The organism is Streptomyces sp. NPDC058877 (genome assembly GCF_042742855.1).
In the GTDB taxonomy this organism is placed as follows: domain Bacteria; phylum Actinomycetota; class Actinomycetes; order Streptomycetales; family Streptomycetaceae; genus Streptomyces.
This window is the reverse complement of sequence record NZ_JBHYMF010000004.1, coordinates 43,246-69,994: the sequence shown is the minus strand read 5'-3', so window position 1 is coordinate 69,994 and position 26,749 is coordinate 43,246. Positions and strand designations below refer to the sequence as shown.

Annotated in this window: 22 protein-coding genes, 1 other RNA gene and 1 pseudogene; 4 read left to right on the top strand and 20 right to left on the bottom strand. The window is 71.8% G+C overall.

Annotated elements, in window-relative coordinates; genetic code table 11:
- Nucleotides 1-95 precede the first annotated feature (95 nt).
- The 6 genes from ACFW2Y_RS02035 to ACFW2Y_RS02010 form a co-directional block, all read right to left on the bottom strand.
- Complete coding sequence (locus ACFW2Y_RS02035; RefSeq protein ID WP_384872114.1) at nucleotides 96-2,420, bottom strand: xanthine dehydrogenase family protein molybdopterin-binding subunit; 2,325 nt, start codon at nucleotides 2,418-2,420, stop codon at nucleotides 96-98.
- On the bottom strand, nucleotides 2,417-4,030 hold the full coding sequence (locus ACFW2Y_RS02030) for a 2Fe-2S iron-sulfur cluster-binding protein (RefSeq protein WP_384872111.1): 1,614 nt from the start codon (nucleotides 4,028-4,030) through the stop codon (nucleotides 2,417-2,419). Before ACFW2Y_RS02030 ends, ACFW2Y_RS02035 begins: the two co-directional genes overlap by 4 nt.
- Entirely contained in the window at nucleotides 4,027-4,902 is an 876-nt protein-coding gene (locus ACFW2Y_RS02025) for an FAD binding domain-containing protein (RefSeq protein ID WP_384872108.1), read from the bottom strand. Before ACFW2Y_RS02025 ends, ACFW2Y_RS02030 begins: the two co-directional genes overlap by 4 nt.
- A 225-nt stretch (nucleotides 4,903-5,127) precedes the next feature.
- Nucleotides 5,128-6,771, bottom strand: a complete 1,644-nt coding sequence (locus tag ACFW2Y_RS02020) for a beta-N-acetylhexosaminidase (RefSeq protein ID WP_384872106.1) — start codon at nucleotides 6,769-6,771, stop codon at nucleotides 5,128-5,130.
- Nucleotides 6,772-7,195: 424 nt separating this feature from the next.
- Entirely contained in the window at nucleotides 7,196-7,483 is a 288-nt protein-coding gene (locus ACFW2Y_RS02015) for a DUF3039 domain-containing protein (protein ID WP_024761666.1), read from the bottom strand.
- 279 nt (nucleotides 7,484-7,762) lie between these two features.
- On the bottom strand, nucleotides 7,763-8,323 hold the full coding sequence (locus ACFW2Y_RS02010; protein WP_384872103.1) for a YqgE/AlgH family protein: 561 nt from the start codon (nucleotides 8,321-8,323) through the stop codon (nucleotides 7,763-7,765).
- 277 nt (nucleotides 8,324-8,600) lie between these two features.
- On the opposite strand from ACFW2Y_RS02010, the gene murA reads away from it, so the two are divergent.
- Nucleotides 8,601-9,941 (top strand): UDP-N-acetylglucosamine 1-carboxyvinyltransferase, encoded by a 1,341-nt coding sequence (gene murA / locus ACFW2Y_RS02005; protein WP_384872100.1) that lies wholly within the window; start codon nucleotides 8,601-8,603, stop codon nucleotides 9,939-9,941.
- A gap of 107 nt (nucleotides 9,942-10,048) precedes the next feature.
- Here murA and ACFW2Y_RS02000 read toward each other — a convergent pair whose 3' ends face one another.
- The 7 genes from ACFW2Y_RS02000 to ACFW2Y_RS01970 form a co-directional block, all read right to left on the bottom strand.
- Nucleotides 10,049-10,330, bottom strand: a complete 282-nt coding sequence (locus tag ACFW2Y_RS02000; RefSeq protein ID WP_015033921.1) for an HU family DNA-binding protein — start codon at nucleotides 10,328-10,330, stop codon at nucleotides 10,049-10,051.
- 312 nt (nucleotides 10,331-10,642) lie between these two features.
- Nucleotides 10,643-12,073, bottom strand: a complete 1,431-nt coding sequence (locus ACFW2Y_RS01995; protein WP_384872097.1) for an NAD-dependent malic enzyme — start codon at nucleotides 12,071-12,073, stop codon at nucleotides 10,643-10,645.
- A 388-nt stretch (nucleotides 12,074-12,461) separates the two neighbouring features.
- Nucleotides 12,462-14,762: a HelD family protein gene (locus ACFW2Y_RS01990; protein WP_384872219.1), complete on the bottom strand. Its 2,301-nt coding sequence runs from the start codon at nucleotides 14,760-14,762 to the stop codon at nucleotides 12,462-12,464.
- Nucleotides 14,763-14,864: 102 nt separating this feature from the next.
- On the bottom strand, nucleotides 14,865-15,386 hold the full coding sequence (locus ACFW2Y_RS01985) for a GNAT family N-acetyltransferase (RefSeq protein ID WP_384872094.1): 522 nt from the start codon (nucleotides 15,384-15,386) through the stop codon (nucleotides 14,865-14,867).
- Nucleotides 15,387-15,453: 67 nt separating this feature from the next.
- Nucleotides 15,454-16,590 carry a uroporphyrinogen-III synthase gene (locus ACFW2Y_RS01980; protein WP_384872091.1) on the bottom strand — a complete coding sequence of 379 codons (1,137 nt, stop codon included), beginning with the start codon at nucleotides 16,588-16,590 and terminating at the stop codon, nucleotides 15,454-15,456.
- 84 nt (nucleotides 16,591-16,674) lie between these two features.
- On the bottom strand, nucleotides 16,675-18,030 hold the full coding sequence (locus ACFW2Y_RS01975; RefSeq protein ID WP_384872088.1) for a nitrate/nitrite transporter: 1,356 nt from the start codon (nucleotides 18,028-18,030) through the stop codon (nucleotides 16,675-16,677).
- Between the two features lie 97 nt (nucleotides 18,031-18,127).
- Entirely contained in the window at nucleotides 18,128-19,132 is a 1,005-nt protein-coding gene (locus ACFW2Y_RS01970) for a LysR family transcriptional regulator (protein WP_384872085.1), read from the bottom strand.
- Nucleotides 19,133-19,195: 63 nt separating this feature from the next.
- Here ACFW2Y_RS01970 and ACFW2Y_RS01965 point away from each other — a divergent pair, with 63 nt between their 5' ends.
- Nucleotides 19,196-20,464, top strand: coding sequence for an MFS transporter (locus tag ACFW2Y_RS01965; RefSeq protein ID WP_384872081.1), 1,269 nt, complete (start codon nucleotides 19,196-19,198; stop codon nucleotides 20,462-20,464).
- Here ACFW2Y_RS01965 and ACFW2Y_RS01960 read toward each other — a convergent pair whose 3' ends face one another.
- From ACFW2Y_RS01960 to ftsE, 6 genes are all read right to left on the bottom strand, one after another.
- A complete protein-coding gene (locus ACFW2Y_RS01960) occupies nucleotides 20,465-21,547 on the bottom strand; it encodes a hypothetical protein (protein WP_384872078.1) in 1,083 nt (360 codons plus the stop codon).
- Nucleotides 21,548-21,680: 133 nt separating this feature from the next.
- Nucleotides 21,681-22,049, bottom strand: a transfer-messenger RNA (tmRNA) gene (gene ssrA, locus ACFW2Y_RS01955).
- Between the two features lie 100 nt (nucleotides 22,050-22,149).
- Nucleotides 22,150-22,683, bottom strand: coding sequence for an SsrA-binding protein SmpB (gene smpB / locus ACFW2Y_RS01950; RefSeq protein ID WP_384872075.1), 534 nt, complete (start codon nucleotides 22,681-22,683; stop codon nucleotides 22,150-22,152).
- A gap of 18 nt (nucleotides 22,684-22,701) precedes the next feature.
- Entirely contained in the window at nucleotides 22,702-23,880 is a 1,179-nt protein-coding gene (locus ACFW2Y_RS01945; protein ID WP_384872072.1) for a S41 family peptidase, read from the bottom strand.
- A gap of 78 nt (nucleotides 23,881-23,958) precedes the next feature.
- Entirely contained in the window at nucleotides 23,959-24,876 is a 918-nt protein-coding gene (ftsX, locus tag ACFW2Y_RS01940; protein WP_384872069.1) for a permease-like cell division protein FtsX, read from the bottom strand.
- Nucleotides 24,877-24,905: 29 nt separating this feature from the next.
- Entirely contained in the window at nucleotides 24,906-25,595 is a 690-nt protein-coding gene (gene ftsE / locus ACFW2Y_RS01935; RefSeq protein WP_384872066.1) for a cell division ATP-binding protein FtsE, read from the bottom strand.
- 231 nt (nucleotides 25,596-25,826) lie between these two features.
- Between ftsE and ACFW2Y_RS01930 the strand changes: the two genes are divergently transcribed.
- Nucleotides 25,827-26,009 (top strand): hypothetical protein, encoded by a 183-nt coding sequence (locus tag ACFW2Y_RS01930; protein ID WP_384872063.1) that lies wholly within the window; start codon nucleotides 25,827-25,829, stop codon nucleotides 26,007-26,009.
- Nucleotides 26,010-26,114: 105 nt separating this feature from the next.
- On the opposite strand, the gene ACFW2Y_RS01925 is transcribed toward ACFW2Y_RS01930, so the two are convergent.
- Nucleotides 26,115-26,444: an LPXTG cell wall anchor domain-containing protein gene (locus tag ACFW2Y_RS01925; protein ID WP_384872061.1), complete on the bottom strand. Its 330-nt coding sequence runs from the start codon at nucleotides 26,442-26,444 to the stop codon at nucleotides 26,115-26,117.
- Nucleotides 26,445-26,469: 25 nt separating this feature from the next.
- Between ACFW2Y_RS01925 and ACFW2Y_RS01920 the strand changes: the two are divergent.
- Nucleotides 26,470-26,749, top strand: a pseudogene (locus ACFW2Y_RS01920) (sigma-70 family RNA polymerase sigma factor); the annotation flags it as partial.

Sequence of the window (26,749 nt, the reverse complement as noted above, 5' to 3'; positions counted from 1 at the left end):
CCGTGCCGCGTGCGGCACGGTTCTAGAAGTCCACTGTAGTCAGGAGCGACGACAGTCCGCACCTCTGGATTGCACAAGCAACGGACATCACATGGTTACGAATTGGGTGCGGCAACGGCCGCCTGGGGGCGGATCGGGAGGCGGTTGACGGGGCGTCCCGTCGCCGCGCGTACTGCTGAAGCCACTGCGGCGGGTGAGGTGACGACGGGGACGGCGCTCGCCGCCTTGGCTCCGAAGGGGGCCACCACATCGCGTTCCTCGACGAGTTTCACGATGCGAATGTCCGGGGCGTCCAGGGATGTCGGAAGTGCATAGCCCGTCAGGTCGGGGTGCCGGACCAGACCACGGGCCGTGCGGAGGTTCTCCGTGAGGGCCGCGCCGACCCCCTGGGTGACGCCGGCCTCGATGCGGGCGGCGAGTTGGGCGGGGTTGAGGATGCGACCGACGTCCTGGGCGACGGCCATCTCCACGACGCGCACGGCGCCGAGTTCGATGTCGACGTCCACGACCGCACGGATCGCGCAGAACGCGAGGCCGACGAAGGCGTCGCCCTGGCCCGATTCGTCGAGGGGCTCGGTGGGGTGGGGGCGGCACTGGGCGGTGGCCCAGAGTTCCTTGCCGTCCATCGCTTCCATCACGGTCGTGGACAGGACCCCGTCGTACGAGGTGATCTTGCCGTCGGTGATCTGGAGCAGTTCGGTCGACATGCCGAACTTGTGGGCCAGCGGCTGGAGGAGCTGGGTGCGGACCATCTTCGCGGCCCGTTCCACCGCTCCGCCCGAGACCCAGGTGTGCCGGCCGTGGGCGGCCGGGCCCGCCGGCGGCTGGTCGGTGTCGACGGGGGCGACGTGGACCTCGTCGATGCCGAGGGTCTCCTGGACGATCTGCCGGGCGAGCGTCGAGAAGCCCGAACCGGTGTCCACGGCCGAGCAGATGACCGTCGCCACTCCGTCCATGACCCGCACGGTCGCCGTCGAGACCTCGTCGGTGCCCTCCGCGCCCAGCATGTGCACCATGCCGAGCGCATAGCCCACGCCGCGGCGCACCGCGCCCGGCTCGCCCGCGCCTTCGGGGCCGCCGGGCAGCAGCCAATCGCCCTCGGGGCTGTCCTTGGGCAGGGCGGGAAGCGGGAAGTCCCTCACCGCGGAGAGCAGTTCGGCCACCGGGGCCGGGCAGGTGACGGTCTGTCCGGTGGGCAGGATGTCACCGGTCGCCATGACGTTCCGCATGCGCAACTCGGCCGGGTCCACGCCCAGCTTGGCGGCCAGCTTGTCCATCTGGGCCTCGTAGGCCGCGCACACCTGCATCGCGCCCTCGCCCCGCACGTGGCCGGACGGGGGGTTGTTCGTACGGACGGCCCAGCCCTCGACGAAGGCGTGCGGGACGACGTACGGGCCACAGGCGAAGGCCACGGCCGCGGCGAGCGACTCGGACGAGGAGTCCGCGTAGGCGCCCGCGTCGAGCAGGATCTGTGCCTCCACCTTGACCAAGCGCCCTTCGGCGTCCGCGTGGTGACGGTACCTCAGCAGGGTCGGGTGTCGGTGGGCGTGGCCGAGGAAGGACTCCTCGCGCGTGGCGGTGAGCTTGACCGGGCAGCCGGTGCGCAGGGCGAGCAGGCCGAGCGGGATCTGGAAGCCCGGGTCCTCGCGGTCGCCGGTGGCGCCGGGAACCCCGGTGACGACCAGCTTGACCTGCTCGGGCGCCAGGCCGAAGCAGGCGGCGGCCAGGTCGCGGTCGGTGTGCGGGTCGGTCGATGCGGTGTAGATCTCCACCCCGCCGTCTGGGCGCGGCACGGCCAGGCCGGCCTCGGCGCCGATGGGCGCCGGGTCCTGGCGTCCGATCCGGTACAGGCCCTCGACGATGACCTCGCCGGTCGCCTCGGGGTCGCCGAAGTGCAGCGGGATGTGTCGGATCAGGTTTCCGTCGGGGTGCAGCGCCTCGGCCTCGAAGGCCTTCTCCGGGTCCGTCACCGGTTCGAGCAGTTCGTACTCGACGGCGATCGCCGCGGCGGCGAGCCGGGCGGTGTCCGGGTGGTCCGCCGCGATGGCGGCGAGGGCCTCTCCGTGGTGCCGGACCAGGTCGGTGGCGAAGACGGGGCGGTCGGCGACCCGGCGGCCGTACGTCGCTGCACCCGGCACGTCGGCGGCCGTGACCACGGCCCGTACGCCGGGCATGGCTGCGGCGGCCGTGGTGTCGATCGACACGATCCGGGCGTGGGGGTGCGGGGAGCGCAGGATCGCGGCCCAGAGCAGCCCTTCGGCCCACAGGTCGGAGGCGTACGGGAAGGTGCCCTCGGCCTTCGCCCGCGCCGTGGCTTGCGGGAGCGAGGTGCCGAGGCCGTGGGCGGCCGGTTCCTGGCCGGGGACTCCGGGAGCGGTGTCCGGCGTCGTGGGAGCCGCGGTGGTCGCGTCGCTGCTCACGCCATGCCTCCGTCGTGCGGGTGGGGGATCTGCTGCGGGACACGGGGCGCGTCGGTGTTCTCGGGCGCGGTGGCCGTGGCGGTGGCCTCGCGCTCGGCGACGACGTCCCGGACGGCTTGGAGCACGCCCCGGTAGCCCGAGCAACGGCAGAGGTTGCCGGCGAGGGCCTGGCGGGTCTCCAGTTCCGTGGGGGCGTGGTTGCCCTCCAGGAGGTCGTGCACGGTCATGCACATGCCGGGGATGCAGAAGCCGCACTGGACGGTGCCGCACCGGGCCATCGCACGCTGCACGTCGGAGGGCTCGCCGTCGGTCGCGAGGCCCTCGACGGTCCGCACCTCGCTCCCGGCGGTGGTCGCCGCGGGCACCAGGCAGGACGCGACGAGCCGGCCGTCGACCTGCACGGTGCAGGCCCCGCACTCCCCCTGCGAGCAGCCGTCCTTGGCTCCGGCCAGGCCGAGGCGCTCGCGCAGGACGTAGAGCAGCGACTCGCCGATCCAGGAACCGGTGACGGGCCGGTCGGTCCCGTTGACCCGCAGCGTGTACGAGACGTGCGGGTGTTCGTCGCTGTCGGTCGAGGCGTCGACCGCCGCGGCGGGCTCGGGAACCACCTCGCCGGGTGTCCCCGGAGCCTCCACGACGACCGGGGCGGCCGGAAGGACCGGAGCCTCGGAGACGACGGGGGTCTCGGAGACGACCGGAGCCTCGGGGCCCGCCGGAGCCGCGGAGACGACCGGGGCGTCCGGAGTGCTCGGATCGTCCGGGGTGGCCGGGGACTCCTCGTCGGCGACCGGCTCCGGCACGGCCGGGTCCGTGAGCTCCGGCGGCTCCTCCACGTTCGGCTCCGCGGGCCCGAAGTCCCCGGAGGCCTCCGGGGCTTCCGGCACCTCCGGGGCCTCCAGGGGCTCGGACGCCTCGGGAACCTCTGCCGCCTCGGGAACCTCGGGCGCCTCCGCGGCGGGCTCCTCCGGGAGGGCCCAGGGCGCGGGAGCACCGCCCGGCAGGGTTGCGCCGGCCCCGGCATGGGCCGGGGGCTCTTCCGGTACGGCCGGAATCTGCCACTGGCCGGTGGCTCCGGGCTCGGCGGCGGGCGCCACCTCCTCGAAGCGCCACTCGGCCGTCGCGTTCGGGTCGTGCTCGACGTGCTCGACCGCCTGCTCGACGTATGCGGGCGGCTGGAAGCGCTCCGCCCCCTGGAACGGACCGTCCGGATAGGAGCCGTCCGGGTACGAGCCGTCGTGGGCCGAACCACCCGGGTGGGAGCCGTCCGGGTACGAGCCGTCCTGGTAGGAGACGTCCGGGTGGTAATCGCCCGCGTACGCCCCGCTCTGATCGCCGTACGGGCTCCCCTCGTAGTACGGCGTCTGCTGCGCCTCCGTCGGGGTGTGCACCGTCCAACTGCCCGTTGCCGCCGGGTCGGCCGGCGGGTTCAGGGGCTGGAGCGGGGTGATCATCGGCGGTACGTAGCCGTGGCCCGGCGCCTCCAGCGGGACGCCGTCCAGCATGAAGTCGGGCGGCAACTGGACGAAGGCCGTCGCATCGCCGTCGTACCCCTCGCTCTGGGGGATCGGCTCCCAGCCGCCGGGGTTCTGCTGTTGATCGTTGTTGCTCACGAGAGTGCCCTCCCCAGTGCCCGTCGGGCGAGTGCGGCGACCGTGCGCCGCAGGTGCAGTACGCCCGGGGGCAACGGTGCGTCGCCCTGCGGGTCCGGGATGCAGGCGGCGGCGACGTACTCGCCGAACGCCGCGAGCGCTTCCGGTGCGAGCCCCCGGTCGTTGTCCCAGTCCACCAGCGAGGCGATCCAGCGCTCCGCTTCGAGGGGGCGCAGCGGCATGGGCGCGACAGCGCCGACCGCGCAGCGCACGCCCCGGCGGGCCGGGTCGAGGACCACGGCGACGGAGGCGGTGGCCCGGGCCGGGCCGGTGCGGCCGGTGGCCTTCAGGAAGACCTGGGGGGCGTGGAGCAGGGGCACCCGGACGAAGCCGACGAGCTCGCCGGGGGCCAGGAGGTCGCGGCCCGCGAGGAGGTGGGAGACGGGGATCTCGCGGCTGCCGAGCGGCCCGAAGACGACGAGGTCGGCTTCCAGGGCGGCGAGGACGGGCAGCGAGTCGCCGGTGGGGGCGGCGGTGACGACGTTGCCGCCGAGGGTCCCGGCGTTGCGGACCTGGGGCGGTCCGGCGGCGCGGGCGGCGGCGGCGAGGGCCGGGATGAGGGCGGCGAAGTCGGGGCGGCCCATCCTGGAGTGGGTGAGGCCCGCGCCGAGGAGGGCGTGTCCGTCCTGGTACTGCCAGCCACGGATCTCGTTGATGCGGCCCAGGCCGACGAGTCCGGCGGGGCGGAGCTGGCCCTTGTTGACGGCGGCCATGAGGTCGGTGCCGCCGGCGACGGGTACGGCGGCGGGCATGGCCGTGAGCGCCGCCACGGCCTCGTCGAGCGAGGCGGGCAGCGTCACGGACTGCGCCGTCTGTGGTGCGTGCGTGGTCAACCCGCTGCCCCTTCCCGGTGTCCCGGTGGTCCCCGACTGTGCCCGGTGGTCGCGCCTGCGTGTGGGCGTACCGTACGTGCTCACACTCCGGACGTGGCAACTCTGGCACATCTTCCGAGGAGTCCGGTGCGAGGGTCCGTGAAGGACCGCTCGGTCCGGGACGTCCCGGGGGTGACGGTAACTCCCCTTTCGACGCTCTTGGGTGACCCGGGAACGTCGGGTCCCTCACACGTTCGGGGGCGCTCCCTCCAGGGGCCTGCCGAGGACCCCGGGGCGCCGTTGCCAGGGGTGGGGGCCGGTGGGCGGCCGGTAGTCGACTCCGAGGGCGTCCAGGCGCCGGTAGTGGGCGCGCATGCGGCGCTCGAAGTCTGCGTGGTCGCGCGCCTCGGGCGCGGGGAGCGCGGACCAGGCGACCTCGGCGAAGGCGGCGAGGCGCGGGAAGACCTGGTAGTCGACGCGGGAACGGTTCTCCATCACCTCGGTCCAGACGTTGGCCTGGGTACCCAGGACGCGGGCGGCGGCCTCCGGTGCGAGGCCGGGCGGGACGGGTTCGAAGCGGTAGACGTCCTCCAGGGTGCGCACGTAGCCGATCGGGACCGGCTCGTCCTCGCCCGGCGCCTGGCGGTGGTCGAGGTAGACGTGCTGCTCGGGGCACATGACGACGTCGTGGCCGGCCTCGGCGGCGGCGATGCCGCCCGCGTATCCGCGCCAGGAGGACACGGCGGCGCCCTCGGCGAGGCCGCCCTCCAGGATCTCGTCCCACCCGATGAGGCGGCGGCCCCGGGCGGCGAGCCAGCGGTCGAAGTGGCGGATGAACCAGGACTGGAGCTCGTCCTCGTCGGCGAGCCCCAGCTCGCGGATGCGGGCCTGGGCGGTCGGGGACGCCTTCCACTGGTCCTTGGGGCACTCGTCGCCGCCGACGTGGACGAAGGTGGCCGGGAAGAGGTCGAGGACTTCCTCGAAGACTCCCTCGTAGAAGCGGAGGACGGCTTCGGTCGGGGCGAGGACGTTCGGGTTGACCCCCCAGGTGTCCCAGACGGTGAGCGCCGCGGTGTCGACGACGTCGGTGTTGCCGAGCTCGGGGTAGGCGGCGATGGCCGCCTGCGCGTGGCCGGGGAGGTCGATCTCGGGCACGACGGTGACGTGCCGGTCGGCGGCGTAGGCGACGATCTCGCGGATGTCGTCGTGGGTGTAGAAACCGCCGTGCGGGGTCTCGGTCCAGAGCGGCGAGGCCCGGTGCCCCCACTTGGTGCGGGCCCTTCGGGCGCCCACCCCGGTGAGTCGGGGGTGGCGCTCGATCTCGATGCGCCAGCCCTGGTCGTCGGTGAGGTGGAGGTGGAGGACGTTGAGCTTGTGGGCGGCGAGGAGGTCCAGGTAGCGCAGGACGTCGTCCTTGGGCATGAAGTGCCGGGAAACGTCGAGCAGCAGCCCGCGCCAGCCGAAGCGGGGGGCGTCCTCGATCGTCCGGGCCGCCAGGGTCACGGGCGGCCGGTTCCGCGTCGGCGCCTTCCGGAAGGCTTCGGGGCCGAGGAGTTGACGCAGGGTCTGGGCGCCCCAGAACACTCCGGCGGGGCCGCCTCCGGTGATCTCGACGGCACGGTCGGCCAGGACGTCGAGCCGGTACGCCTCGGGGGCGAGCGTCCCGTCGAGGCGGAGCCGGATGGCGGGGGCGTCGTCCCCGTCTGCCGGTGGCCGGAGCGGGAGCGCGAAGGCGGCGCCGAGGGCGGTGCGCAGCCAGCGTTCGGTGGTCTCGGTGCCGGGGGCCGCGCTCAGGGTGGTCCGGTGGTCGAGGGGGAAACCGCCGCGGTGCGGTCCCACGGTCCGTGCGGGCAGCGGGATCAGGTCGTGGTCGGGGGTCTCTGAGGTCATTGTGTCGGTCCTTCACCGCTCCGCCGGGGCCCGGGGCCGGGCGGAGCCGTACGAGGGCGGAGAAGACGAACACCCGGATCGTCATCGCGGTCGGCCCGGCGGGCGGGCGGCGGCCCGGGCGGTGCTGCAGGCGGTGCCGCCGGCGGGCCGTCCCACGGCACTCCCTTCCGGGCAAGTGCGTTGCATCATGCGCAACGACCGTTTCGCACAACACAACACGACTGAGGTTAGGTGCGCCCGGGGCGGGACGACAAGGGGTCCCGCCGACCCCGACCGCTCCGTGACGGACGGGAGCGGACCGCGCAACGACCGTGCGGCCGGGAGGCGTTCCGCGCCAAGCGAAGCGGCCCCCGACGCACGTACCGGAGTACGCGCGGCGGGGGCCGCCGAAGGCTCGTCCCGACCGCCAGGGGGCAGTGCAGTGCTACTTGTCCTTGCCGCCCTTGTCCTTGTCGCCGCCACCGGCGCCCATGGATTCGTAGATCTCCTTGCACATCGGGCAGACCGGGTACTTCTTGGGGTCGCGCCCCGGTACCCAGACCTTGCCGCACAGCGCCACGACGGGCGTGCCGTCGAGGGCGCTCGCCATGATCTTGTCCTTCTGGACGTAATGGGCGTAGCGCTCGTGGTCGCCGTCACCGTGGGACACCTGCGGCGTCGGCTCAACGAGGGTTCCCGTACCTGCCCCGCGCTCGGGCTCGAGAGTGCTCATGGGACCCAAGGGTACTCACGTCGACCGGGAAGCCGGAGCGGCCGTCGCACCACGGGGCGGAGCGGCGCGGGCGGACCGGGATCGACTCGGCCGACCGGCGGCCGGGGCCCTTCGACGGAGCGGCGGGGCGCGCACGGCCGGCGGCACGGACGGGCACATCGGGACCCGCGGGCAGCGACGGAGCGTCAGCGCGCCCGTCATCGAACGGGCGCGCCCCCGTCCTCGCGAGGGACCCCGGTGAAGCCCCGCGCCCGCCCGGACGGCCTCGCTCCGCCGGGGTCAGTTCAGGGACGGGTCGTCCGGGTACGTCGCGATCATCGCGAGTTCACCGCGCTGGCGCCGCAGCACCTGCCGCCAGAGCGTCTCGGGGTGCGGTGAGGAGACGTCACCGGGCTCCGACTCGACCACGTACCAGGCGCCGTCACCGAGCTCGGACTCCAACTGCCCGGGGCCCCACCCCGCGTACCCGGCGAAGATCCGCAGCGAGCCGAGCGCGGGTCCGAGCAGTTCGGGCGGCGTCTCCAGGTCGACCAGGCCGATCGCACCGTACACCCGCCGCCAGCCGAGGGGGCCCTCGTCGCCGGGGATCACCGCGATGCCGAGGGCCGCGTCGAGCGAGACGGGGCCGCCCTGGAAGACGACGCCGGGCTCGCCGGCGAGGGCGGCCCAGGGGGCGAGGATGTCACCGACGGTGACCGGCGTGGGCCGGTTGAGGACGACCCCGAGCGAACCCTCGTCGTCGTGGTCGAGCAGCAGGACGACCGCGCGGTCGAAGTTCGGGTCCGCCAGCGCGGGTGTGGCGACGAGCAGCCGCCCTGTGAGCGAGGACACCTCGGTCATGCGACACATGATCCCGCATCTTCGGCGTTCGCGTGGGGCGTCGGCGGGGATCTCCGGGAGCCCGGGGAGCTCCGCAGTTCAGGGGCGACGGAAGTACGGGGTGGAAGACCTCCGCGAGGACAACCGGACGGTGACACTCCGCAAGGTCGCGGGAACAGAGGGTGTTGTGCCGAATTCATTACGTCTGACAGGTCCCACGAGACACCCGAACGGGGTCTCATGGACCCTTACCCTTTTCTCTGGCCCCCTGTCGGACCCACTTCGGAACGCGAGATTCATGACCGGCACAGACGATGTCCTGCTTGTCCACGGCGGCACCCCGCTGGAGGGCGAGATCCGCGTCCGCGGCGCGAAGAACCTCGTGCCCAAGGCGATGGTCGCCGCTCTGCTCGGCAGCGGCCCCAGCCGGCTGCGCAACGTGCCGGACATCCGTGACGTCCGCGTGGTCCGCGGACTGCTCCAACTGCACGGCGTGACGGTCCGCCCGGGCGAGGAACCCGGCGAGCTCGTCCTCGACCCGACGCACGTCGAGTCCGCCAACGTGGCTGACATCGATGCCCACGCCGGTTCGTCGCGCATCCCGATCCTCTTCTGCGGCCCGCTGCTGCACCGCCTCGGCCACGCCTTCATTCCGGGCCTGGGCGGCTGCGACATCGGCGGTCGGCCCATCGACTTCCACTTCGACGTGCTCCGCCAGTTCGGCGCCACCATCGAGAAGCGGGCGGACGGGCAGTACCTGGAGGCGCCGCAGCGTCTTCGCGGTTGCAAGATCCGCCTCCCCTACCCCTCGGTCGGCTCGACCGAGCAGGTGCTGCTCACGGCGGTCCTCGCGGAGGGCGTCACCGAGCTGTCCAACGCGGCCGTGGAGCCCGAGATCGAAGACCTCATCTGCGTCCTGCAGAAGATGGGCGCGATCATCTCCATGGACACCGACCGGACCATCCGGATCACCGGCGTGGACCGCCTCGACGGCTACACCCACCGGGCGCTCCCGGACCGCCTGGAGGCGGCTTCCTGGGCCTCGGCGGCGCTCGCCACCGAGGGCAACATCTACGTGCGCGGCGCCCAGCAGCGTTCGATGATGACCTTCCTCAACACGTACCGGAAGGTCGGCGGCGCCTTCGAGATCGACGACGAGGGCATCCGCTTCTGGCACCCGGGCGGCTCGCTCAACGCGATCGCCCTGGAGACCGACGTGCACCCCGGCTTCCAGACCGACTGGCAGCAGCCGCTGGTCGTGGCGCTGACGCAGGCCGCCGGCCTCTCCATCGTCCACGAGACGGTCTACGAGTCCCGGCTCGGCTTCACCTCGGCGCTGAACCAGATGGGCGCGCACATCCAGCTCTACCGCGAGTGCCTCGGCGGCTCCGACTGCCGCTTCGGGCAGCGGAACTTCCTGCACTCGGCGGTCGTGTCCGGCCCGACCCGACTCCAGGGCGCCGACCTGGTCATCCCCGACCTGCGCGGCGGCTTCTCCTACCTCATCGCGGCACTCGCGGCCCAGGGCACCTCGCGGGTGCACGGCATCGAGCTGATCAACCGCGGCTACGAGAACTTCATGGAGAAGCTCGTCGAGCTCGGCGCCAAGGTCGAGCTGCCGGGCAGCGCACTGGTCTGAGCCCCCGGGCAAGGCGCCGCGGGCCCCCAGGGGCCCTCAGCGGTGCGAACGAAAGGGCGGCCACCCCGCACAGGGGGTGGCCGCCCTTCGTGCGCCTACAGGCCGTCTTACTTGCCCTTGGCGGCTTCCTTGAGCTTCGAGCCCGCGGAGACCTTCACGCTGTAGCCGGCCGGGATGTCGATCGGGTCGCCGGTCTGCGGGTTACGAGCGGTGCGAGCGGCACGGTGGGTGCGCTCGAAGGTCAGGAAGCCGGGGATGGTGACCTTCTCGTCGCCCTTGGCGACGACCTCACCAACGGTCTCGGCGAGAGCGGCCAGCACGGCGTCGGCGTCCTTGCGGGTCACCTCGGCACGGTCGGCCAGGGCGGCCACCAGCTCACTGCGGTTCATGTTGTTACTCCCGTGTTCTTCTTGCCTGTGAGGCGTGCCACGCGGCGGAAGCCGCGCGACTGGGTACAGCGAAGCCGATGCTGCCAGGGCCCTCGGACAGTCCCCGGACCCGGGTCAAATGGCAGACCCTCGCGCCCAAACACGCATCCTGCCCCCACCAGCGGCGGGAACGCCAATCCGGCACCCCCGCGGGTCACACGAAAAGCGCCAGCGCCCCGCGGTGGTGACGTTCTGTCGACTCCACCAAAACCGGGCGGAGTCGAAAAGCAACCCTAAAGGCGGGTTTACGGCTCCGCGAATCACGACGCGCCGTCAGCGGCCCTCGGGGACCACACCCGCGCCCGCGGCCTTCGCCGCGTTGCGGACGGCGCCGGCGACCGCTCCGGCGACCTTGTCGTTGAAGACCGACGGGATGATGTAGTTCGGGTTCAGCTCGCCCTCGGTGACGACGTCCGCCAGGGCCGAGGCCGCCGCCAGCATCATCTCCGTGTTGACGGTGCGGGACTGGGCGTCGAGCAGGCCGCGGAAGACGCCCGGGAAGACCAGCACGTTGTTGATCTGGTTCGGGAAGTCCGAGCGGCCGGTGGCGACGACGGCCGCGGTCTGCCGGGCGGCGGCCGGGTCGACCTCCGGGTCGGGGTTCGCGAGCGCGAACACGATGGCTCCCTCCGCCATGGCGGCGACGTCCTCGGCGCCGAGCAGGTTCGGGGCCGAGACCCCGATGAAGACGTCCGCACCGACGACGGCCTGCTTGAGGGTGCCGGTGACGCCCTCGGGGTTGGTGTTGTCGGCGATCCAGCGCAGCGGCGAATCGACCGGGGCCTCCACGAGGTCCTCACGGCCCGCGTGCACGACGCCGTGGATGTCGGCGACGACCGCGTGCTTCACTCCCGCCGCGAGGAGCAGCTTCAGGATGGCCGTACCGGCGGCACCGGCACCGGACATGACGACCCGTACGTCGCCGATGCCCTTGCCGACCACGCGCAGCGCGTTGGTGAGGGCCGCCAGGACGACGATGGCGGTGCCGTGCTGGTCGTCGTGGAAGACGGGGATGTCGAGGGCCTCGCGCAGTCGGGCCTCGATCTCGAAGCAGCGGGGCGCCGAGATGTCCTCCAGGTTGATCCCCGCGAAGCCGGGGGCGATCGCCTTGACGATCGCGACGATCTCGTCGGTGTCCTGGGTGTCGAGGCAGATCGGCCAGGCGTCGATGCCGGCGAAGCGCTTGAAGAGGGCCGCCTTGCCCTCCATGACGGGCAGGGCGGCCTTGGGGCCGATGTTGCCGAGGCCGAGGACGGCGGAGCCGTCGGTGACGACCGCGACGGAGTTGCGCTTGATGGTGAGGCGGCGGGCGTCCTCGGGGTTCTCGGCGATCGCCATGCACACCCGGGCGACGCCCGGGGTGTAGATCATGGAGAGGTCGTCACGGTTGCGGATGGGATGCTTCGACGCCATCTCGATCTTGCCGCCGAGGTGCATCAGGAACGTGCGGTCGGAAACCTTCCCGAGGGTGACGCCCTCGATGGCGCGGAGCTGCTCGACGATCTCGTCGGCGTGCGCGGTCGAGGTGGCGGCGATGGTGACGTCGATGCGGAGCTTCTCGTGGCCGGAGGCGGTCACGTCGAGGCCGGTGACGGATCCGCCGTGGGACTCCACCGCGGTGGTGAGCTGGGAGACCGCGGTCCCGCTCGCGGGAACCTCCAGCCGGACCGTCATCGAGTACGAGACGCTGGGCGCCGTTGCCATGGCCGAGTTCCTCTGCTTTCCCTGAGCTTCGTTGCTACGCCGCCCCGGCTGGTTGCCTGGCGGCGCCCTCCGATGGTCGCACCTACCTGCCGGTAGCAGGTAATGCGGTCTTTTTGTTTTCGGAAAGTAGTTTCCACCATACGAGAAGTTCGAGGGAAACAGAAGAGGCCCCCGTCACCTGAGGTGACAGGGGCCTCAACTTCGTGCGTACGTCTAAGTGGCACCGACCCGCCATGCTCGCCTCGCGGCAAGTGGTCCCTCTGAGGGACGAAGGTTGGGCCCGGGGGCTTGGATCGAGCCGGTGCCACGACAAGGCTAACAAACCACCCCGTCCGGCGATTCCAGCGCCACAGGTTGACCGGAAATCAGCCTCCGACCTGCCCCTGGATCAGTCCCGCAGCAGGTCGGGGACGCCTGCCTCGTCCGGCACGTCCCGGTCGCCGGAGAGCACCGTCAGGGCCTGTGTGGAGCGGGTCAGGGCCACGTAGAGGACCCGCAGTCCGGCCGGGGACTCATCGGCGATCTCCGCGGGCGAGACGACCACCGTGGCGTCGTACTCCAGGCCCTTCGCCTCCAGGGAACCGAGCGCCACCACCCGGTCGCCGAGGCCGGCGAGCCAGTCGGCCGCCTCGCGGCGCCGGTTCATGGCCACGACGACGCCGACCGTGCCGTCCACCTCGTCCAGGAGCCGCTCCGCCTCGAAACGTACGGTTCCGGCCAGATCCGCCTGCTCCGCCACCGCCACGAAGCGGGGCCGGACGCCCGTCGAGCGGACGGCGCGCGGCGACTCCTTGCCCGGCATGGCGAGTGCCAGGACCTTCGCGGCCAGCTCGGCGATCTCCGCAGGGTTGCGGTAGTTGACGGTGAGTTCGAAACGGCGCCGCGGCCTGCTGCCGAGGGCCTCGTCGCGGATCTCGGCGGCCTCGTCCGGGTCCGACCAGGAGGACTGCGCGGGGTCCCCGACGATCGTCCAGGTGGCGTGCCGGCCGCGCCGGCCGACCATCCGCCACTGCATCGGCGTCAGGTCCTGGGCCTCGTCCACGATGACGTGGGCGTACTCGGTGCGCTCCGCCGCGAGCCGCTCGGCCCGCTCCCGCTGGGTCTCCTCCCGGACCGGCATCAGCTCTTCCAGGCCCGTGAGCTGGTCCAGCGGGTCGTACTCCCGCTTCTTGCGGGGCCGAGCCGGGGCGCCGAGCAGGGTGCTCAGCTCGTCCAGGAGGGCCACGTCGTGGACGGATGCCTCCCGGCGGCGCAGCGAGCGGGCGAGCTTCCGCACCTCGCCGGGGGTGAGGATCCGGCGGGCCCAGCGGCCGAGCCGCCGCTCGTCGGCCATCGCGTCGAGGACCTGGCGGGGGGTCAGCTCGGGCCACCAGGCGTCGAGGAAGGACAGGAAGGAGTCCTCCGTGGACACGTCCTCGTCGAAGGAGGAGCGCAGCTCGGCGGCGAGTTCGGGGTCGCTGTGCCGGCCCACGGCACCGGACTTGGCGTACAGGGCGTCGAGGAGCAGTCGACGGGCCCGCGGCCGGAGCAGGTTGACGGGGGCGGTGCCGCCGAGGACGTTGTGGCGGATCCGGCGGAGCTCGTCCGCCTCCAGCTCCAGGCGGCGCCCGAAGGCGACGACGCGCAGCAGCGTGGGGGTGCCGGCGGGGGCGGCCCCGGTGTCCTCGCCCAACTCGGGCTGGGACTTGGGGGCGGGGGTCTCCAGGGCGCCCCGGGCCGCCTTGCGGAGCACGTGGAGCATGCGGGAGGAGCCCTTGATCCGGGCGATGGCCGGCTCGTCGTAGGCGGTGGCCTCGACACCGTCGACCAGCGAGCCGAGGGCACGGATCGCGACCTGCCCCTCCTCGCCGAGGGAGGGCAGGACGCCCTCGGTGTACGAGACGAGGAGCGGGGTCGGGGAGACGATCAGGATGCCGCCCGCGTACCGCCGCCGGTCCTGGTAGAGCAGATAGGCGGCCCGGTGCAGGGCGACCGCCGTCTTCCCGGTCCCCGGACCGCCCTCGACGTAGGCCACGGAGGCCGCGGGCGCGCGGATGACCAGGTCCTGCTCCGCCTGGATGGAGGAGACGATGTCCCGCATGCTGTGGCTGCGGGCCCGGCCGAGGGCGGCCATCAGGGCGCCGTCGCCGATGACGGGCAGTTCGCGGCCGTCGAGGGTGGCGCGGAGCTCGGGACGCATCAGGTCGTCCTCGACCCCGAGGACCTTGCGGCCCTTGGAGCGGATCACCCGGCGCCGGACCACCCGGCCGGGGTCGACGGGGGTGGAGCGGTAGAAGGGGGCGGCGGCGGGCGCGCGCCAGTCGATCACGAGCGGTGCGTAGTCGGCGTCGAGGACGCCGATCCGGCCGATGTGGAGGGTCTCGCCGATCTCGGCGGTGTTGTCGGGGCGCACGGCGTCCTCGGCGGGCTCGACGGAGGTGTAGGCGCCGTCGGGCCCCTTCTTCCCGTCCTTGCCGTACAGCAGGTCGATCCGGCCGAAGAGGAAGTCCTCGAACTCGTTGTTGAGCCGGTTGAGGTGGATGCCGGCCCGGAAGACCTGGGCGTCGCGTTCGGCGAGCGCGCCGGGCGTGCCGACCTGACCCCGCTGGGCGGCGTCGTTCATCAGGAACTCCGCCTCGTGGATCTTCTCCTCGAGACGGCGGTAGACCTGATCCAGATGTTCCTGTTCGACACCGATCTCACGGTCCATGACCGTGTCGACGGCTTCCTGCGCGGCCACGGAGGCCCCCTTCTCATGTGCACTGGGCAGCCGTCGAGCGTACGCCACGAGGGGGCGTCGTGTCAGGCGTGATCAGCCGTGGGGCGGCGGATCGTCGTGCAGGATCCGCTGGAAGAGGTGGTGGTCGCGCCAGTCGCCGTCGATGTGGAGGTAGCGGGGCGCGGTGCCGATCCGGGTGAATCCGCTCTTGACGAGGACCCGTTGGGAGGCGTGGTTGTGGAGCAGGGTCCCGGCCTGGATCCGGTGCAGGCCCAGTCCCTCCCGGGCGCCGCGGCAGACCGTCCCGACGAGCGCGGTGGCGAGGCCGCGGCCGGTGTGGTCCCGGTCCACCCAGTACCCGAGGGAGGCGCTGCGGAAGGCCCCGAGGACGATGCCGGAGAGGGTGGCTGCTCCGACGACCTCGTCCCCGTCCACGGCGATCCACTGCGCAGCGCCGTCGGTGAGCCGTTCGACCTGGGCCTCCGCGGTGTAGTAGCGCTCGGGCCGGTGGGGTTCCCAGGGCTTCATGTGGGTGCGGTTCCGCATCAGGGCGCGGGCCAGCGCGGGGGCGTCACCGGGTGCGGCGGGACGGATCCGGGGGCTTTCGGTGATCATCCCGGTACGGTACCGGGCGCTGCCGTGCGGGGCGGTGCGTCCCGGAGGGCGTCCCGGCGACCGGGGGTCAGCCGTCGTACTTGTGGTCGGAGGTGGGGTCCAGCGCCAGGCGGTAGCCCCGCTTCACCACGGTCTGGATCAGCTTGGGCGCGCCGAGGGCGCTGCGCAGGCGGGCCATCGCCGTCTCGACGGCGTGTTCGTCGCGTCCCGCACCGGGGAGCGCACGGAGCAGGTCGGCACGGGAGACGACCCAGCCGGGACGGCGGGCGAGGAGTCCGAGGAGGGCCATGCCGGCGGGCGGGACGGGGCGCAGCCCGCCGTCGACGAGGACGGCGTGTCCGCGGACCTCGACGCGGTGGCCGGCCACGGGCAGGACCCGGGCGCGGGCGGGCAGTTCCGTGCAGAGGAGCTGGACGAGCGGCCCGAGCCGGAACCGCTCGGGCTGGTGGGTGTCGATGCCCTCCGCTTGGAGGGGCAGCGCCGTCACCGGCCCCACGCACACCGCCAGCACGTCGTGGCGGAGCGCGGCGAGGAGCTCGTCCCGCACCCCCCGCTGCTCCGCGCGGGAGAAGAGGGAGGCGGCGGCCGGTGCACTGGTGAAGGTGACCGCGTCGAGCCCGCGGGCGAGGGTGGCGTCGAGGAGCCGGTCGAGCGGGCCGATGTCCTCCGGCGGCATCCAGCGGTAGACGGGGACCCCGACGACCTCGGCGCCGGCTGCGGTGAGGGCCTCGACGAAGCCCGGCAGCGGTTCGCCGTGGAGCTGGAGGGCGATCCGTCTGCCGGCGACGCCTTCGGTGAGGAGCCGGTCGAGGACCTCGGCCATGGATTCGGAGGAGGGCGACCAGGACTCGGTGAGTCCGGCGGCCCGTACGGCTCCCTTGACCTTGGGGCCGCGGGCGAGGAGCTCGACGCCCCGGAGGACGCCGAGGAGCTCTTCCCCGTGTCCCCAGCCCTCGGCCGCCTCGACCCAGCCCCGGAAGCCGATCGCCGTGGTGGCGACGACGACGTCCGGGGCGTGGGCGACGAGTTCCTTGGTGGCGGCGAGGAGTTCGGCGTCGTCGGCCAGGGGCACGATCCGCAGGGCGGGGCCGTGGACGACGGCCGCGCCGCGCCGTCGCAGCAGTGCGATCAGCTCGTCGGCGCGGCGTGCCGCGGTGACGCCGACGGTGAAGCCCGCGAGGGGGCCGTGTTCTTGCTCGTCCATGGGGCCCGAGCCTGACGGGGACGCGTGACGGTCTCGGTTCGCCGGTATTTCCTGGTCGTTACGGTCCGCGCCGGGCATCGGGCGTCACACCTGCGCGTAGCCGGTCCGGGGCGCCGGCTCCGCGAGCGCCTGGGGGGTGTCGGGGGCGGTGACCGGGCTCCGAAGGTATACCGCCCAGGTGACGAGCATGCAGACCGCGTAGAAGGCGAGGAAGGCGAGGAAGGCCGCGGTTCCGGTGCCGGCGGTCTGGAAGGACTGCCGGAAGGCGAGGTTGATGCCGAGCCCGCCGAGCCCGCCGATGGCGCCGATGAGGCCCATGGAGGCTCCGGAGAGCCGCCGTCCGTAGGCTTCGGCGGCCTCGCCGACGAGGCCCTTGCGGTGGCCCTGGGCGAGGAAGATGGCCGGGATCATCTTGTAGGTGGAGCCGTTGCCGAGTCCGGTGAGGACGAAGAGGCCGATGAAGCCGGTGAGGAAGACGGGCAGCGACTCGCTCACGGAGGCGTAGACGACCACTCCGGTCGAGGCGGCCATGGCGGCGAAGGTCCACAGGGTGATGCGGGCGCCGCCGTAGCGGTCGGCGAGGGAGCCGCCGAGGGGCCGGATGAGCGAGCCGAGGAGCGGGCCGATGAAGGTGAGCGAGGCGGCCTGCAGCGGTGTGCGGCCGAACTGGGTCTGCAGGACGAGTCCGAAGGCGAAGCTGTAGCCGATGAAGGAGCCGAAGGTGCCGATGTAGAGGAAGGACATGATCCAGGTGTGGCGGGCCTGCACGGCTTCCCTGGCGGCACCGGTGTCGTTCTTGACGGGGGCGAGGTTGTCCATGAAGAGGGCGGCGCAGACGCCGGCGACGACGACGAGGGGGAGGTAGATGCCGAGCACGATCCTCGGGTGTACGGCGCCGGCGGTGCCGATGACGAGGAGGCCGACGAGCTGGACGACGGCGACGCCGATGTTGCCGCCGCCGGCGTTGAGGCCGAGGGCCCACCCCTTCTTGCGGAGCGGGAAGAAGGCGTTGATGTTGGTCATGGAGGAGGCGAAGTTGCCGCCGCCGACGCCGGTGAGCGCCGCCACCAGGAGGAAGGTGCCGTAGGAGGTGCCGGGCTCCATCACCGCGTAGGCGAAGCCGGTCGGGAGCAGCAGCAACAGGGCGCTGAAGACCGTCCAGTTGCGACCCCCGAAGCGGGCGACGGCGAAGGCGTACGGGATCCGGATCAGCGATCCGACGAAGGTCGCGATGGCGATCAGGAAGAACTTGCCGGCGGGGTCGACCCCGTACTGGGGCCCCATGAAGAGGACCATGACCGACCACAGGCTCCAGACGGAGAAGCCGATGTGCTCGGAGATGACGGAGAAGAGGAGGTTGCGCTTGGCGATCCGCTCCCCTTCCTCGCGCCAGAAGGTCTCGTCCTCCGGTTCCCAGCGTTCGATCCAGCGGCCACTCATGTCGCACCTCCACGGAGTCGGATCCCTGATGTGCCCGACGTTAGGAAGGGCTCGTTTCAGGCCGATGCCGTGAGGTGTCGGGGACGGAACCTTGCTCTCACCCGGAGCGCGCGGGTCCTGTGAGCGCCCCGGGTGTCGGTAGCCCCGGTTCCCCCTCGGGCAGCCAGGTGCCGGGCGGGCGGGTCAGCCAGCCGGACCGGGTGCCGATCTCGGTGGCGGCCCGGCGCAGGGCGTCGACGCCGGGGTGGCGCAGTCCCTTGCGCCACACCAGGCTCACGGGTGAGAGGGGGACGGGGTCGATGAGTGGCCGGATCACGCAGTCGGGCATGGCCGGGAAGTCGATGACGGCGAGCACCGGATGGCGGTGCTTGGCCATGATGCGGCGGAACTCCTCGTGGCCGACGGCGAGCGGCGCGGGCGGGGCGATCTCGATTCCGCGACCGGCGAAGAGGCGGGCGGCGAGGTCCGTCCACTCGGGCGTGCGTTCGTTCCCGGCGCCGGCGTAGATCTGCTCCCCGGTGAGCCGGGCGAGCGGGACGGCCGGCAGGTGGGCGAGCGGGTGGTCCTCGGGGAGGACGACGGCCATCGGTTCGTAGCGGACGAACTGGGAGTCGAGCTGTGCCCGGAGTCGGGCGTCGAGTCCCCCGTACCGGCCGAAGGAGACGTCGATCCGGCCGGCGAGGATGCTCTGCGCGGCGCCGGTGAGTCCGCTCTCGTAGCGGATCATCAGCTCCTGGTCGGGGGCGAGTTCGCGGGCCCGGCGGAGGACCTGTTCCTGGGCGAGGTCGGGGGAATTGAGGTCGACGAGGAGGGGGCGGGGCTCGGCACGGAAGGCCTCGCGCAGTGCGTCGTGGGCGGTGAGCACCCGGCGTGCGTACGGGAGGAGTCGGGCGCCGTCGGGGGTGAGGGAGACCTGCCGGGTGGTCCGGACGAACAGCTCGGTGCCCAGTTCGCGCTCCAGGCGGCGGATGTCGCGGCTGAGCGCCTGTTGGGCGACGTAGAGGCGGGCGGCGGCGCGGGTGAAGTGGAGTTCCTCGGCGACGGCGGTGAAGGCGCGCAGGAGGCGCGGGTCGAGGTCGTGGGGTGAGGGCGAGGCGGACATCGAAGCGATTTAACAACACGGGTGCGTGAATGGCCACCGATCAGGTGTTGGACCAGCAGGGGCATGCCAAAAGATCCTTGGATCGTGCCTCCTCAACCGGACCTCACCCTCACCCCGGCGGGCCCGGCCCTCGCCCCCCGCTACCGCGAGCTGCCCCGCCCGATCCCCACCAATCCCTACCTCCGCCTCTTCGCCCGCCCCGGCACCCGCGCCTTCACCGTCGGGAACCTGATCGCCCGGCTCCCCATGGGCATGTTCGGCGTCAGCGCAGTGATCATGATCGCGGCGGCGTACGGCTCCTACGCGCTGGCCGGTGCGGTCACCGCCACCGGCCTCGCGGTCGGCTCGGTCACCAGCCCGCTGATCGCCCGGCTCGTCGACCGGTACGGCCAGGCCCGGATCGCGGTCCCGGCCGCCGCCTACGCGGTCCTGGGCCACCTGGTCCTGCTGCTCTGCGTCCACGAGCGGGCTCCCGTCTGGGCCCTCTTCGTCACCACCGCCGTCACCGCCACCACCCCGAACACCGGCGGCATGTCCCGGGCCCGCTGGGCGCACCTCTTCCGGAACGACCCGGACCTGCTGCACACCGCCAATTCCTTCGAGCAGGCGGCCGACGAACTCTGCTACATGCTCGGCCCGGTGCTCGCCGCCGTCCTCTGTTCGGCGCTCTTCCCGGAGGCCGGCACGCTGGCCGCCGGTGCCCTCTTCCTCGGCGGCATCCTGCTCTTCGCCGCCCAGCGCTCCACCGAACCCCCGGTCGCCCCGCGCTCCTCTGCGGGATCCCCGCTGCGGGCCCCCGGGATGGCGCCGCTGCTCGCGGTGTTCCTCGCCACCGGGGCGGTCTTCGGCTCGATGGAGGTGGTGACCCTGGCGTACGTGGACGGCCCCGTCGCGGGACCGATCCTCGCCCTCCAGGCCGCGGGATCCTGTGCGGCCGGCCTGCTGTACGGTCGCGCCCGCCGGGCCGCCCGGCTGCACACCTGCCTCGGTGCGATGGCCGTCCTGATGACGGTGCCGTTGTTCGCCGCCTCGACCGGCTCCCTGCTCGCACTGGCCGTCGGGCTCCTGGTGGCGGGCACCGCGACGGCGCCGACGATGGTGACGGGCATGGGCCTGGTCCAGCGGCTCACCCCGGCAGCCCAGCTCAACGAGGGCATGACCCTGGCGGTCACCGCACTCCTGGCGGGCATCGCGGCCGGCTCGGCGGGCGGTGGCTGGGCGGCCGACCACGCCCCCTTCGCCTCCTTCGGCTTCCTGCTCCCGGTGACGGCCGCGGCCTCCGCCCTGGCCCTGTGCGCGGCGACCGGGGCGGGCCGCCGCGCACAGGGGTGATCAGTCCTGCCGCAGCGACGGCATGGGCACCTGCACCCCGAAGGCGGTCGCACCGGCTCCGGCACCGCCCGCACAGCCGTTGGGCTCCTGGGTGCCGAGACCCCGGGTGGACGGCTTCTCGGCGGCCCAGAACATGTAGCCGAGCAGCCCCGGAGTGGTCCCGGCGCCGTGGGGGGCCGCGTTCCGCACCCAGTCGCCGGTCTCCTTCTGGAGCGAGTCCGTGAAGTCGGTGCACTCCGGCAGCGGGTTGCGGCCGTACGCGAGGTACAGCCCGGCCGTGAACTTGGCGGGCGCGAGCGGAGCGACCGGCGGCGCGTACTGGGACTTGCCGTCGATGTGCTCCTGCCAGTTCGCGATGTGCGAGCTCGCGGAGGTGGGACGGGCGGTCACCATGGCGTTGGCGTAGTCGAGCACGGGGTCGTCGGTGCGCAGCCAGTCGGCGGTGGCCTTGCGGTTGAGGGCGATGAGCCAGCGGTCGCCGGCGGCGGTGTCGATGGTGAGCCGTGCGGCCGGCCGCGTGCCGGAGGCGTCGTAGGGGTGGACGGAACGGTAGGCGTCGATGAAGGCCTGGAGCCCGGTGAGGTTCGGAGCGGTGTTCTGCTCGTAGTCGATCTCGATGCCGACGCCGAGGTCGGCGGCGACGGCCGCGGCGTTCAGACCGAGCCGGGTGGCGTCCTCCGCGAGGGCCGCGTCCCAGGCGTCGGTGTACGTGATGCCGCCGATGGAGAGCATCACGCGGATCCCCCGCGAGGTGAAGTACTGGACGACCTCGCGGTTCATGCCGACGGGAACGCCGTTCGCGGTGCCGGCGTCGGTGGTGCGGTGCAGCAGCTTGAGCGGCTCGACGAAGCTGAGGACGACCAGGTTGACGGAGGGCCGTCCGTCACCGCGGTCGACCAGCCAGTGGTTCTTGGCGTCGAACTCGGCGACGTCGCGGACGGTGGACCAGGTGCAGTAGTCGTCCCCGCAGTGCCAGGCGCCGTAGACCTGCACGGGAGCGGGGGCGGCGGCACCGGCCGGCAGGGTGGCGGGAACGAGGAGGGCGAGGAGCATGAGCAGGACCGCGAGGGGTCTGTGACGCATACGTACCTCCGGGAATGCCGTGGTGTGGGGGGCGGCGACCGCAGGGTGTCAGGTCCAGACCAAGCCCACAAGAGGGCATGACAAAGGCCCGGTGCTCGCTCGCGCGACCACCGGGCCCGTGCCCACATGGGATGAGTGGAGATGGCGGGAATCGAACCCGCGTCCAACGGTGCGGAACCAGGGCTTCTCCGTGTGCAGTCTGGTACGAGTTTCTCGGCCCTCCGGATCACCCAGACAAGTCCGGAACGGGCTCAGTCACTGTTTGGTTTCCCTCTTCACCCCGTGACCGGGATCAAGGTTTAGTCCCCTAGCTGATGCCAGGATCCGGGTCGGGAACAGCCCCGGGCTGACACTTCGCAAGTCGCTACTTAGGCAGCGAGGGCGAAGGAATCGCGCTTGGTGTTGGCGATTATTGGTTTCGGCGCGTGGTTAACGAGATCATTGCCGCTTCCTCGACACGCTTCCCCTGCTTCGACATCCGCTGTCGAAACCGATCATCCCCATGTTGTTTTTTCAAAACGTGCGCCCTCGGTGGGGTGCACGACCCATCGTACGTGACCGACGCGCACGGTCGCCAGCACATTCCCGGCGGCGGAAACGGGCTACGCCGCCCGCTGCCGCCGCTTCGCCGCCGCGATCGCCCGCTGGGTCTCGCGCGTGTCCTGCTTCTCCCGCAGGGTCTGGCGCTTGTCGTACTCCTTCTTGCCCCGGGCGAGCGCGATCTCGCACTTCACCCGGCCGTTCAGGAAGTACAGCGAGAGGGGCACGATCGTGTGACCCGTCTCCGAGGACTTCTGCTCCAGCTTGTCGATCTCGGCCCGGTGCAGGAGCAGCTTCCGCTTCCGCTTCGCGTGGTGGTTGGTCCAGCTGCCCTGCATGTACTCGGGCACGTGGATGTTGTGCAGCCACGCCTCGTGGCCGTCGATCTGGACGAAGCCGTCGACCAGCGAGGCCCGCCCCATCCTCAGCGACTTCACCTCGGTGCCCATGAGCACCACACCACACTCGTACGTGTCGAGGATGTGGTAGTCGTGGCGCGCCTTCTTGTTCTGTGCGATGAGCTTGCGCTCCGGCCCCTTGTCCTGGGCCTTCTTCTTGGCAGGCTTTCCCTGCACGTTCACGAGTCCCTTTGCCATAGTGCGGTCATTTTCGCACTAGGAGGCCCCTCCGAGGCCACTCAATACCGTCCGGGCCCGCTCCTCGGCCCGCTCGCCGACGAACAGGTCCGGGGTGATGCCGCGTCCGTCGACGGCGTGCCCGGCGGGGGTGCGGTAGTGGCCGACGGTCAGCTCGGCGACGGAACCGTCCGGCAGCGCACTCGGCATCTGCACCGAGCCCTTGCCGAAGGTCCGCGAGCCGACCGTGACCGCCCGCCCCCGGTCCTGGAGTGCACCGGTGAGCAATTCGGCCGCGCTCATGGTTCCCCCGTCGACCAGCGCCACCAACGGCCTGCCGGTGTCGCCACCGCCCTCCGCGTACACGGCCCGCTCCTCGCCCCGCACGTCGTAGGTGGCGACCAGCCCGCCGTCGAGGAAGGCGGAGGCGGCGACGGCGGCCTCCTCGACCAGGCCGCCCGAGTTGCCCCGCAGGTCCAGCAGGACCCCGGCGCCGGCCGGGGCGGCCCGCACCGCTTCGCGCACCCGCGCGCCCGCCCCCTTGGTGAAGGCGGCGACCCGGATCAGCACGGCCCCGTCGTCGAGGCGGCGGACGGTGACCGGGTCCATCGTCAGCCGGGCCCTGCGCAGGGTCTGCGTCCAGGCGGCGCGCCCCCGCGCGACCCGGAGGACGACGGTCGAGCCGGGGACGCCGTCACCGCGCAGCGAGGAGACGACCTCGGAGACGGAGAGGCCGTCGACCGGGTGCCCGTCGACGGCGACGAGCGCGTCGCCGGTCCGGATCCCGGCCCGGTCGGCGGGACCACCGGCGTGCACCCGGGTCACCCGGACCCCGCCCGTTCCGGACCGGCCGGCAGAGAGCCCCACTCCGGTGTAGGAACCGTCCAGGGCCTGCTCGAACTCGGCGTACTCCTTCTTGTCGTACACCGCGCCCCAGCGGTCACCGCTGCGACTGACGAACTCCTCCGCCGCCTTCTTGCCCGACTTGCCGTCGGCCATGGCCGCGGCGGCGGCCCGGCTGAGCGCGGCGCTGTCGACGGTGGCATCGGACGGCGCAGGAGAGGGGACGGGCCGCTGCGCGGCTTCCGCGGACTCCTGCCGGGGCAGCGAGCCGGTGGCCGCGGCGGTGGCGAGCACCCCCGTGAACACCAACGTGAGAACGGCCCCGCGGACCGTTCCGCGGGGCCGGAAGGAGAAGAGGTCGAGCCCGGCCGGCATGGCGCCCACTCTAGGACAAGGCGATGGCGCCGCACGGGCTTTGAGCGCACGACGCCATCCACGAACAGGGGTGCCTTCTCACACCTTCAGGTACTTGCGCAGGGCGATGAAGGCGGCCAGGGCGGGCATGAGCAGCCCGATGGCGATCACCAACGGCAACTTGGCGAAGACCGCGTCCCAGCCGATGAAGTTGACCAGCTGCATCTTCTCGGCGAGCGCGATGCCGTGGTCGATCAGGAAGTACCGGCCCACGAGCAGCAGCACACAGGCGACGGCACCGCCGAGGAGTCCGGCGAAGGCCGCCTCCATGATGAACGGCATCTGGATGTAGAAGCTGGACGCCCCGACCAGCCGCATGATGCCGGTCTCGCGCCGTCGGCTGAAGGCCGAGACCCGGACGGTGTTGACGATCAGCATCAGCGCGATGATCAGCATCAGGCCCATGACACCGAGGGCCGCGATGTTCATGCCGTTCATCAGGTCGAAGAGGTTCTGCAGGATGTTCCGCTGGTCCTGCACCGATTCGACGCCGTCACGGCCGGCGAAGGCCGTCGCGACCACCTTGTACTTCTCCGGGTCCTTCAGCTTGACCCGGAACGACTCCTGCATCTGGTCCGGCGTGATGATGGAGGCGATGGCGGTGTCGCTGTACTGCTCCTTGTAGTGCTTGAACGCCTCGTCGGCCGACTCGTAGTGCACCGACTCGACGATGTCCATCTTCTTCAGATCGGCCTCGATCTGCTCCTTCTGCTGACCGGTGACCGCGCCCTTGGCGCACTTGGCCGCGGTGGCCGCGTCGGTCTTGTTGCAGAGGAAGATGGAGACGTTGACCTTGTCGTACCAGTAGTCCTTCATCGTGCTGACCTGCTCGCGCATGAGCAGCGCACCGCCGAACAGGGCGAGCGAGAGGGCCACGGAAACGATCACCGCGAAGGTCATCGTGAGATTGCGCCGGAGACCGACGCCGATCTCGGAGAGCACGAACTGAGCGCGCATGGGTCTGCTTTCTCCTACTAGCTACAGGCTCAGTGCTGGTATCCGTAGACGCCGCGTGCCTGGTCGCGGACGAGGCGGCCCTTTTCGAGCTCGATGACGCGCTTGCGCATCTGGTCGACGATGTTCTGGTCGTGGGTCGCCATGACGACGGTGGTCCCCGTCCTGTTGATGCGGTCGAGCAGCTTCATGATGCCGACGGAGGTCTGCGGGTCGAGGTTGCCGGTGGGCTCGTCGGCGATCAGCAGCATCGGCTGGTTGACGAACGCGCGGGCGATGGCGACGCGCTGCTGCTCACCACCGGAGAGCTCGCCCGGCATCCGGTCCTCCTTGCCTCCCAGACCGACCAGTTCGAGCACCCGCGGCACGGCCTTGCGGATGTCGCCGCGCGGCTTGCCGATGACCTCCTGGGCGAAGGCCACGTTCTGGGCGACGGTCTTGTTGGGCAGCAGGCGGAAGTCCTGGAAGACGGTGCCGAGCTGGCGCCGCATGTGCGGCACCTTCCAGTTGGAGAGCCGGGCCAGGTCCTTGCCGAGGACGTGCACCTGGCCCTGGCTGGCGCGCTCCTCGCGGAGGAGCAGGCGCAGGAAGGTCGACTTTCCGGAGCCGGAGGAACCGACGAGGAAGACGAACTCCCCCTTCTCGATCTCCAGGGAGACATCCCGGAGAGCGGGGTGGCTCTGCTTCGGATAGGACTTGGAGACGTTGTCGAATCGGATCACGGGTGCACCACGGTCGGCCGGGAGTAGGTGTGCGTGACCTTACGCGACCCGGGATGCACCGCGCAGTCGCGGCCCCGGCTTGCGTGCTTTATCCTTTTCGCCCTCCCGGTCGGGGGGCGGACGATCCGACGGGCGCGCCGAAACGCAGCGAAGCTGGCACAGTGGTAGGGGAACGTCCGGATCCCATCGGACGTTGTCCCGTGTGTACCCCGTGCGGGAGGAGGAGAGCGTATGACCTACGACCGACTGGTGTGCGCCAACTGCGCAGCCCCGGTCGCCGAGGGCCGCTGCCCCGTCTGCCGCGCCAACCGGGAGCGACTGACCCCCCAGGGACTGACTCCCGCGATGCTCCTGACGCTCGCGGTCGCCCTGCTCGCGGCGATCGCCCTGCTCGCCGCGGTCCAGACCGCCTGACCGGAGGGCCCGCAAAGCCCGCACGAGCCGGAAGCACGCGAAGGGCCGGGAGCGAACCCCCGGCCCTTCGTCATGCTGCCGTCGTCACACCGCTGCGCGACCGCGTCAGGCGGCGGTGCGACCGCCGGTGACGAGACGCGGCAGCATGCGGAAGCCGATGCCACCAGCGATCATGGTCGCGGCGCCGATGACCAGGAACGAGGTCTCGGCCGCACCGGTCTCGGCGAGTTCTTCCTTGGCCTCGCCCTGCTGCACGGGCTGCGAGCCGGCCTGGTCGGTCTTCGTGCCGTCCCCGGTGTCCACGCACTCGGCGCCGTCCAGGTCGACGGTGCAGGTGCCGGCGCCACCGTTGGCGGACGAGCCGCCACCGGTGGTGGTGGTCGAGCTGCCACCGGTGGTGGTCGTGGATCCGGTACTGCTGGAGCCGCTCGTCACCTCACCGGTGGAGGACGAGGAACCCGTGGAGGAGGTCTCGCCGGTGGTGGACGCACCACCGGTCGAAGACGCATCACCCGTCGTGGACGCACCACCAGTCGAAGACGCATCACCCGTCGTGGACGCACCACCGGTCGAAGACGCATCACCCGTCGTGGACGCACCACCGGTCGAAGACGCATCACCCGTCGTGGACGCACCACCCGTGGAAGACGCATCACCCGTCGTGGACGCACCACCCGTGGAAGACGCATCACCCGTCGTGGACGCACCACCCGTGGAAGACGCATCACCCGTCGTGGACG